This is a genomic window from Aquabacterium sp. (genome assembly GCF_014378415.1).
Classification (GTDB): Bacteria; Pseudomonadota; Gammaproteobacteria; order Burkholderiales; family Burkholderiaceae_C; genus Aquabacterium.
In genome coordinates this window covers 1-5,818 of the sequence record NZ_JACMNS010000050.1, presented here as the reverse complement: position 1 = coordinate 5,818, position 5,818 = coordinate 1, and the positions used below count along the sequence as shown (strand labels likewise).

The 5,818-nt window shown below is 60.5% G+C and carries 6 protein-coding genes and 1 pseudogene; 2 read left to right on the top strand and 5 right to left on the bottom strand.

Annotation, left to right across the window (positions count from 1 at the left end; all coding sequences use genetic code 11):
* Positions 1-282: 282 nt before the first annotated feature.
* Positions 283-918, top strand: coding sequence for a hypothetical protein (locus tag H7225_RS05270; RefSeq protein ID WP_290659737.1), 636 nt, complete (start codon positions 283-285; stop codon positions 916-918).
* A 577-nt stretch (positions 919-1,495) separates the two neighbouring features.
* The gene (locus H7225_RS05265; RefSeq protein WP_290659736.1) at positions 1,496-2,155 is read left to right on the top strand and encodes a peroxiredoxin; all 660 of its coding nucleotides are present in this window, start codon (positions 1,496-1,498) and stop codon (positions 2,153-2,155) included.
* 41 nt (positions 2,156-2,196) lie between these two features.
* On the opposite strand, the gene H7225_RS05260 is transcribed toward H7225_RS05265, so the two are convergent.
* The 5 genes and pseudogenes from H7225_RS05260 to H7225_RS05240 all read right to left on the bottom strand — a co-directional run.
* Positions 2,197-2,385, bottom strand: coding sequence for a hypothetical protein (locus H7225_RS05260; protein WP_290659735.1), 189 nt, complete (start codon positions 2,383-2,385; stop codon positions 2,197-2,199).
* Positions 2,382-2,564, bottom strand: a complete 183-nt coding sequence (locus H7225_RS05255) for a hypothetical protein (RefSeq protein WP_290659734.1) — start codon at positions 2,562-2,564, stop codon at positions 2,382-2,384. Before H7225_RS05255 ends, H7225_RS05260 begins: the two co-directional genes overlap by 4 nt.
* A gap of 186 nt (positions 2,565-2,750) precedes the next feature.
* On the bottom strand, positions 2,751-3,296 hold the full coding sequence (locus H7225_RS05250) for a hypothetical protein (RefSeq protein WP_290659733.1): 546 nt from the start codon (positions 3,294-3,296) through the stop codon (positions 2,751-2,753).
* Positions 3,297-3,462: 166 nt separating this feature from the next.
* Positions 3,463-5,460, bottom strand: coding sequence for an ATP-binding cassette domain-containing protein (locus H7225_RS05245; protein ID WP_290659732.1), 1,998 nt, complete (start codon positions 5,458-5,460; stop codon positions 3,463-3,465).
* A gap of 25 nt (positions 5,461-5,485) precedes the next feature.
* Positions 5,486-5,818 (bottom strand): annotated as a pseudogene (locus H7225_RS05240) (50S ribosomal protein L3 N(5)-glutamine methyltransferase); the annotation flags it as partial.

Genomic DNA, 5,818 nt, shown 5'->3' with positions numbered 1-5,818 from the left:
GCTAGCGAAACCCCAGGCTGCTGGCAGGCCAGGACGACCGATGCCTTGAACTGGGCGCTGTGACGCCTCCTTACTCGCCCGCCGGGCGCCTCGACCAAAGTGCTCATCTCAAAGTGCTCATGTGTCCGCTACAAGTTAGCGGACGCAAGAGTCCTACGAATGCAGTTTCGAATCAAGGTGGGAGGACTGGCCGCTTACCACCAAGAGGCGAGGTTGACGCCTTAATTTTGAGAAGCCACACTTATCACGCGTCGTATCTAACGGCGTTAAATGAGGAAGATCATGGAAAACGATTCGACTAGAGCTTTAAGAGCGTCCACAGCGTCAACCGGAGAAGCGGTATTTATCATTATTTTTGGCCTTGCTGCGCTCGGGGCATTTATTTTCTGTGTGATTGAGGGATTTGGTGGCTTAGGTACTGCAAGAACCGCCGCTGATTGGGGAGCCGTCGGCAGCTTTGTCGGCGGCATTCTTAGTCCAGTGGTTGGCCTAATCGGGATAGTTGGCCTATTGAGAACGCTTAAAGTACAGCACCGCCAACTTATCGAGATCCAACATCAGGCGGCGTCTGCTGAGGCGGCCGCTCGACTCGACTCGCTATTCCGGATTGAGCAATTTCTTCAGCGTCCAGAAGTGATAGATGCTCGCAGGAAGCTGTATAGCGGAACGGCGACGGCTGGAGAAATCGAGGCGGTGTGCAGAAGCTTCACCTTTGTTGGGACCCTCTTGCGTGGAGGCGCGGTTGCGCCGAAGCTGTTTTTGGACAACTGGGGGCCCACTGTCATTCGATGCTGGGCGTTGACTGAACCACTCGTACGAGAAAGGCGGGTGCGCGAAAACAATCCACTACTTTGGACTCACTATGACGCGATGCGTGAAGCAGCGCTAGCAAACATGAATATGTCGGTGCCCGGATAACTTGAGGATTTTTTGCGGTAGCTGATCGCGCTGCTCCTGCTCCGAATTCAGTGCGATTATTTGGCGAGGTGCGGGCCAACTCGATTTATTGGCGAAGGTGGACAGTGCCATCGTTTTGTTTAGATTTTTCTACCCCGGCAAAGCCGAGCCCACGGCGCACGTGGCTGGGCTCCCTGCGGGACCATCAGGACCCAAGTCTGCGAATACTCTACAAGCGTCATGCGCACGTCTATTGTATGCTTTTGAGTCATACAAGGAGCGATCACTTGAGTCGCAAAGCTATCCATCAGATAGCCAATCATTGATGACTGAACTTTTGCAAGAACTGTTCTAAGTCGTTGATTTCATTGATTTGAGCATGGCCCTTTTAATCCGTTTGTCGTGGGTTCGACCCCCGCACGTCCCACCAACATGGCCGCATGTGTCGCACAAGCGACCTCATGTGACCTGAAAAGCCTGCTGCTGAAAAGTAGCAGGCTTTTTTCATGCGTTTTCCTTCGAAGGTTCCAGGCGCTTCCGCTGTCCACCGCGCAGGCGTATATTCCCCATTCCAATACGACAACACCAGAGGAATGCCATGTCCCTACGCATCAACGACACTGCCCCCGACTTCAGCGCCAAGACCACGCAGGGCACGATCAAGTTTCATGAATGGATCGGCGACAAGTGGGCCATTTTGTTCTCGCACCCCAAGGACTTCACGCCCGTGTGCACCACCGAGCTGGGGTACATGGCCAAGATCGAGCCCGAGTTCACCAAGCGCAATGCCAAGCTGATCGGCCTGTCGATTGACCCGGTCGAGAATCACAGCAAGTGGGCCGCAGACATCGAAGAGACGCAGGGCTCAGCCGTCAAGTACCCCATGATCGGCGACACCGACCTGGCCGTTGCCAAGCTCTACAACATGCTGCCGGCCGATGAGTCCGGCGGCTCGGACGGCCGCACGGCCGCGACCAACGCCACCGTGCGCTCGGTGTTCATCATCGGCCCGGACAAGAAGATCAAGCTCATGATGACTTACCCCATGACCACGGGCCGCAATTTCGACGAGATACTCCGCGTGCTCGACTCCATGCAGCTGACCGCCAAACACAAGGTGGCGACGCCCGTGAACTGGAAAAATGGCGACGACGTGATCATTGCCGGCTCGGTGTCTGATGAAGATGCCAAAGCCATGTTCCCTGGCGGCTGGAACGCGCCCAAGCCATACCTGCGCCTGGTCAAGCAGCCTGGCTGAAGGGGGAAAAAGCCGGCACTGCGGGGTGCCGGCTGGGGGAGTCAGATCGACTCACCCTCTTCGTAGTCAAGGATCGCCAAGCCCGGTTTGCGGTCTGGAGATCGGAAATCGTCATGCGCGGTAAGCCCATCGGCGCGCGCCTTGCGCAAAAAGAATGATTCACGCGACTTGGGCTTTTCTGAGGTGTTGGATCGGCTGTCGCGGTCGACGCTGGAATCATTCAGGCTCATGGCGCTTCCTTGACTGTGTCTGGCACGTCCAGCAATTCCACAATATCAGGCGTGTCAACGCCCATGACTGCGGCCCTGGCGGCATCGTTGGACTGCACCGTGATCGCTGTGGCTGCCGTCGCGAGAACAGCAGCAAGCACAAAGGCAGCAACATTCTTGAAGGTCAGGCGATTGATCATGATGGGCTCGGGTTCGCGTTTAAAAAAGGTTGAATTCAAGATGCCTTGAATTTAACCGCTCGCGTGGTCTCATCATGTCGGTAGCAGAGGGCGGGCCTTGTAGGACTTTTGCGCACGCTTGTTACCAAGCCATGACAGCCTGCGATTCATAGCGGCACGAGCCGCCAGAATCGCAACCCTGGAGGATCAGGCCACCCGAACCGCCAGCGGAACCGGAGCAGGCTCCGGCGCGGGCAAAAGGTGCTGCACCGACAGTGCGACCCGCACACAGTCCTTGAGGTGCTCTTCCCCCAAAAAGCGCAACGCCGTGTAGCCCATGAAAGCCGAGATGGCCGTGCCAGCCAGCGGCACGTACTTGGCGACCTGCTTGGTCGTCAGGCGAACGCCGGCATGTTTGGCAGCCTTGATCACCAAATCGCGGGTGATGAACTTGCCGATCAGCATGGAGCCCACCGTCAGCACCGCCTTTTGCACCTGTTCGCGCTTCTTGGGCGTGAGCCTGTCCAGCTGGGTGGCCGACAGCCCGAATTCAGCATTGACCTCGGGGATGAGCCTGGACAGCAGCGCTGCGTCCACCAGCCAGTCCAGCCCGGGCACGGGCACCGCGCTGGCGGCTGCGCCCATCAGCGCCCGTCGGTGCAACAGCTTGCGGCTGCGGCGTACCGCCTCCTCAATGGCGGGGTGGCCGGCCGCCAGTTGCAGGGCGGTGAGTTTGGTGGGGAGCTTGGTCATGCTGGGCATCGGCCCACTCTACAGGGCAACAAATAGCCCTGCAAGACGGGTAGTTTGTGAGCTCCCTCCCCGGTCGGGGAGGGTTGGGGAGGGGGCACGTTGATTAACCAGACCACTTCAAGCGGTGCCCCCATGCCGGCCTTCCTCCAAAGGGAGAAGGAAACTGTTATGCGCTGGCAGTTTCGATCTGCTGGGTCAACTCAAGCCAGCGCTCCTCTATGGAAGCAATCGAGTCGTTCACGGCCTTCAAACGCTTGCCCGCCTCTGCCATTTGCGCAGGGGGCAGGGTGGTGGCGAGCGTCGCCTCCAGCCCGGCTTTTTCCTTGCTGAGGTTTTCCATGGCACGCTCTGAGCGCTCCATCTCACGCTTGAGCGGCTTGAGCTTGTCGGCCAGCTGCTGGCGGCTGGCCGCGTCCAGGCGGCGCTGGTCGCGGTTGCCCTGCGCTGCAGGCGCCGCAGCGTGCACCACAGGCTTGGCGCTTTGCACCGGCGCCACGGCCGCCACGGTTTCGCCGCGCAGGGCTTCCTTGGCCTCTTCGCGCTGGCGCTTGGCTTCGTCCAGCAGGTACCGTTGGTAGTCGTCCAGGTCGCCATCAAAGGGCGCAATGCCGCCGCGGCCGACCAGCCAGAACTCATCGCACACCGAGCGCAGCAGGGCCCGGTCGTGGCTTACCAGCATCAGCGTGCCTTCAAACTCGTTGAGCGCAACCGCCAGGGCCTCGCGGGTAACCAGGTCCAGGTGGTTGGTGGGCTCGTCCAGCAGCAGCAGGTTGGGGCGTTGCCAGACCATCATGGCCAGCACGAGGCGGGCTTTTTCGCCGCCGCTCATGGTGCCCACGGTCTGCTTGACCATGTCGCCACTGAAGTTGAAGCTGCCCAGAAAGCCGCGCAGCGCCTGCTCGCCAATGCCGTTTTCCTTGCCGCTGCCTTGCGCGCCCACCTCGCGCGCCAGGCGCACCATGTGTTCCAGCGGTGTGTCGCCGGGGCGCAGCACATCCAGCTCCTGCTGGGCAAAGTAACCGATCGACAGGCCCTTGCCCTCGGTGATGGTGCCGGCCAGTGCGCCCATTTCATGCGCAATGGTCTTGACCAGCGTGGACTTGCCTTGCCCGTTGGCGCCCAGAATGCCGATGCGCTGGCCCGCCTGGATGGAGCGGCTCACGTTGCGCAGGATGATCTTCTCTTTGCCTTCGACCACATAGCCAAAGCTCGCGTCGGTGATCGACAGCATGGGGTTGGGAATGTTGGCCGGCTCTTTGAACTCGAACTGGAAGTCCGCCTCGGCCAGCATGGGGGCGACCTTTTCCATGCGTTCAAGCGCCTTGACCCGGCTTTGCGCCTGCTTGGCCTTGCTGGCCTTGGCCTTGAAGCGGTCAATGAACTTCTGCAGGTGGGCAATCTTGTCTTGCTGCTTGGAGAAGGCGGCTTGCTGCAGCTCAAGTTGCTGCAGCCGCAGGTCTTCAAACTTGCTGTAGTTGCCGCCGTAGCGGTTGAGCAGCGCGTTTTCGATGTGCATCGTCACGTTGGTCACCGCATCAAGAAACTCGCGGTCATGGCTGATGACGATCATCGTGCCTTCGTATTTTTTCAGCCAGGCCTCCAGCCAGACCAAGGCGTCCAGGTCCAGGTGGTTGGTGGGCTCGTCCAGCAGCAGAAGGTCAGACGGGCACATCAAAGCGCGGGCCAGTTGCAGCCGCATGCGCCAGCCGCCCGAGAAGCTGTCGACGGGGTTGTCCAACTCGCTCACCTTGAAGCCCAGCCCCAGGATCAGCGCCTGCGCACGGGGCACTGCGTCGTGTTCGCCGGCGTCGGCCAGGTCGGAGTAGGCCTGTGCGATGGCCATGCCGTCGTCGGCTTCTTCGGCCTGCGTGAGCGACTGGCGCAGCTCGATGAGGCGGGTGTCGCCGCCCAGGGCGAAGTCAGTGGCGCTCTCGTCGGTCTCGGGCATGTCCTGCGCGACCTGCGCCATGCGCCATTGTCTGGGGCTGGAGAACTCGCCGCCGTCTTCATGCAGCGTGCCGTTGAACAGGGCAAACAGCGTGGATTTGCCGGCGCCGTTGCGCCCGACCAGGCCGACGCGCTCGCCGGGGTTGATGGTGACATTCGCCCCGTTGAGCAGCACTTTGGCGCTGCGGCGCAGGACGACGTTTTTAAGAGTGATCATGAAAGGTTTGTTGCGGCAGGCGTCTTCAGGTGGCCTGCCAGTGTTCTATGGCTTCGCGGGTCAGCAGCAGCACCTGGTCGTCGCCGGCGCTGGTGGGCAGGCCCATGGCTTCGAGCCGGGGGAAGGCCGCGATGAAATTGTCGTGCTCGTTGCCAATTTCCAGCACGAGCACGGCGCTCGGCGTCATTCTCGCAGGTGCGGCGGCCAGCAGCTCCCGGATGAAGTCCATGCCGTCTGCGCCGCCTGCCAGCGCCAGCTCGGGCTCGGCCCTGTACTCAGCGGGCAGGGCAGCCATGCTGGTGCTGTTGACGTAAGGGGGGTTGCACAGGATCAGGTCGTAGCGGGTTGTTAAAGCTTC

Excerpts from the sequence above, each read along its gene's own strand:
- H7225_RS05260 (WP_290659735.1), bottom strand. The coding sequence starts at position 2,385 with ATGAGCCTGAATGATTCCAGCGTCGACCGCGACAGCCGATCCAACACC.
- H7225_RS05265 (WP_290659736.1), top strand. The coding sequence starts at position 1,496 with ATGTCCCTACGCATCAACGACACTGCCCCCGACTTCAGCGCCAAGACC.
- H7225_RS05245 (WP_290659732.1), bottom strand. The coding sequence starts at position 5,460 with ATGATCACTCTTAAAAACGTCGTCCTGCGCCGCAGCGCCAAAGTGCTG.
- H7225_RS05255 (WP_290659734.1), bottom strand. The coding sequence starts at position 2,564 with ATGATCAATCGCCTGACCTTCAAGAATGTTGCTGCCTTTGTGCTTGCT.
- H7225_RS05250 (WP_290659733.1), bottom strand. The coding sequence starts at position 3,296 with ATGACCAAGCTCCCCACCAAACTCACCGCCCTGCAACTGGCGGCCGGC.
- H7225_RS05270 (WP_290659737.1), top strand. The coding sequence starts at position 283 with ATGGAAAACGATTCGACTAGAGCTTTAAGAGCGTCCACAGCGTCAACC.